Raw genomic sequence first — 2,416 nt, 5'->3', positions numbered from 1 at the left:
GCCGGCGCGGCCGCGACGGCGACGGCGTCGACGAGCTGGAGGCCGAGCTGACCGCGCTGGGCGCCCGGGTCACCGTGGCCGCCTGCGACGCCGCCGACCGGGACGCGCTCGCCGCCGTGCTCGCCGAACTGCCCGCCGAGCACCCGCTCACCACCGTCGTGCACACCGCCGCCGTGCTCGACGACGCGGTCATCGGCGCGCTCACCCTCGACCGGATCGACCACGCGCTCGGCGCCAAGGTCACCGCCGCGGTCAACCTGCACGAGCTGACCCGCGACCACGACCTCGACGCGTTCGTGCTGTTCTCCGCGATGGCCGGCACCGTCGGCAGCTCCGGCGTCGGCAACTACGCCCCCGGCAACGCCTACCTCAACGCGCTCGCCGAACACCGGCGCGGCCTCGGCCTGCTCGCCACCTCGATCGCCTGGGGCGCCTGGGGCGGCGGCGGGATGGCCGACGGGGAGTTCGGCCGGATGCTGCACCGGCACGGCGCACCCGAGATGCACCCCCGCCTCGCGATCACCGCGCTGCACCAGGCGCTCGCGCACGACGAGACGTACCTGACCGTGTCGAACATCGCCTGGGACCGGTTCCGGGTCGCGCTCACCGCCACCCGCCCGGCCCCGCTGATCACCGAGATCCCCGAGGTGCGGCAGCTCACCGCCGAGCGGGAACCGGACGAGACGGCCGAGGCCGCGCCGGCCGGCGCGTACGCCCGGATGGCGCCCGAGCAGCGCCGGGAGGCGCTGCTCGACCTGGTCCGCGACCAGGCGGCCACCGTCCTCAAGTACGCCGGCGGCGAGGCCGTCGACCCGCACCACGCGTTCCGCGACCTCGGCTTCGACTCGGTCACCGCGGTCGAGTTGCGCAACCGGCTCGCCACCGCCACCGGCCTGCGGTTGCCCGTCACGCTGGTCTTCGACTACCCGACCGCCACCGTGCTCGCCCGGCACCTGCACACCGAACTCGGCGGCGTCGCCGACACCGGTCCGGCCGCCGGTCCGGCCCCGCTCGCCGACGACGAGCCGGTCGCGATCGTCGCCATGTCCTGCCGGTTCCCCGGCGGCGTCACCGACCCGGAGCGGTTCTGGCAGCTGCTGCACGCCGGCCGCGACGCGGTCTCGGACCTGCCCGGCGACCGCGGCTGGGACCTCGACGGGCTCTACGACCCCGACCCCTACTCCGCCGGCACCTCCTACGTCCGCACCGGCGCGTTCCTCTACGACGTGGCCGACTTCGACGCCGGTTTCTTCGGCATCTCGCCCCGCGAGGCCGTCGCCATGGACCCGCAGCAGCGCCTGTTGCTGGAGACCTCGTGGGAGGCGATCGAACGGGCAGGGGTTGATCCGGGTGGCTTGCGGGGTTCACGAACAGGGGTGTTCGTCGGCACGAACGGCCAGGACTATGGGGCCCTGTTGATGGTGTCCGCGGACGAGGTCGAAGGGTTCGCGAGCACCGGGAACGCGGCGAGCGTGGTCTCGGGGCGGGTGGCGTACGTGTTGGGGTTGGAAGGACCGGCGGTCTCGGTGGACACGGCGTGTTCGTCGTCGCTGGTCGCGCTGCACCTCGCGGCGGCGGCGCTGCAACGCGGCGAGTGCGACCTGGCCCTCGCGGGCGGCGTGACCGTGATGGCCACCCCCGGGCTGTTCGTCGAGTTCTCCCGCCAGCGCGGCCTCGCCCCCGACGGCCGGTGCAAGGCGTTCGCGGCCGCCGCCGACGGCACCGGCTGGGGGGAGGGAGCCGGCATGCTGCTGGTGGAGCGCCTCTCCGACGCCCGCCGCAACGGCCACCCGATCCTCGCGGTGCTGCGCGGCAGCGCGGTCAACCAGGACGGCGCGTCCAACGGGCTCACCGCCCCCAACGGACCCTCCCAGCAGCGCGTGATCCGGGCGGCCCTCGCCGCCGCCCGGCTGTCCCCGGCCGACGTGGACGTGGTGGAGGCGCACGGCACCGGCACCACGCTCGGCGACCCGATCGAGGCGCAGGCGCTCATCGCCACGTACGGGCAGGGCCGCGCCGACGTCGAACCGCTGCTGCTCGGCTCGGTGAAGTCGAACATCGGCCACACCCAGGCCGCCGCCGGCGTCGCCGGGGTGATCAAGATGGTCCTCGCCATGCGGGCCGGCGTGGTCCCGCCCACCCTGCACGTGGACGCGCCCTCGCCGCACATCGACTGGTCGGCCGGCGCGGTCGAGCTGGTCACCGAGAACCGGCCGTGGCCCGCCGCCGGGCCGCGCCGGGCCGCCGTCTCCTCGTTCGGCATCTCCGGCACCAACGCGCACGTCGTCCTCGAACTCCCCGACGACCCGACCGCCGACGCGGACCCCGACCGACCCGGGCCGCTCGACGGTGCGGGCACCGTCCGGCCCGGCCTGCTCGCCGGCGCGCTCGCCTGGCCGGTGTCGGCGCGCACCCG

General features: G+C 75.5%; 1 protein-coding gene. It reads left to right on the top strand.

Going from position 1 to position 2,416, the window contains the following annotated elements; all coding sequences use genetic code 11:
• Positions 1-2,416 (top strand): type I polyketide synthase (locus HUW36_RS30955; RefSeq protein WP_174531322.1); only part of this gene is annotated, 2,416 nt, incomplete at both ends.

Origin of the sequence: Micromonospora maritima (assembly GCF_902825405.1) — a bacterium.
GTDB classification, from domain to species: Bacteria; Actinomycetota; Actinomycetes; order Mycobacteriales; family Micromonosporaceae; genus Micromonospora; species Micromonospora maritima.
The sequence above is the reverse complement of the archived record's forward strand: the minus strand, read 5'-3'. Positions and strand labels throughout refer to the sequence as shown.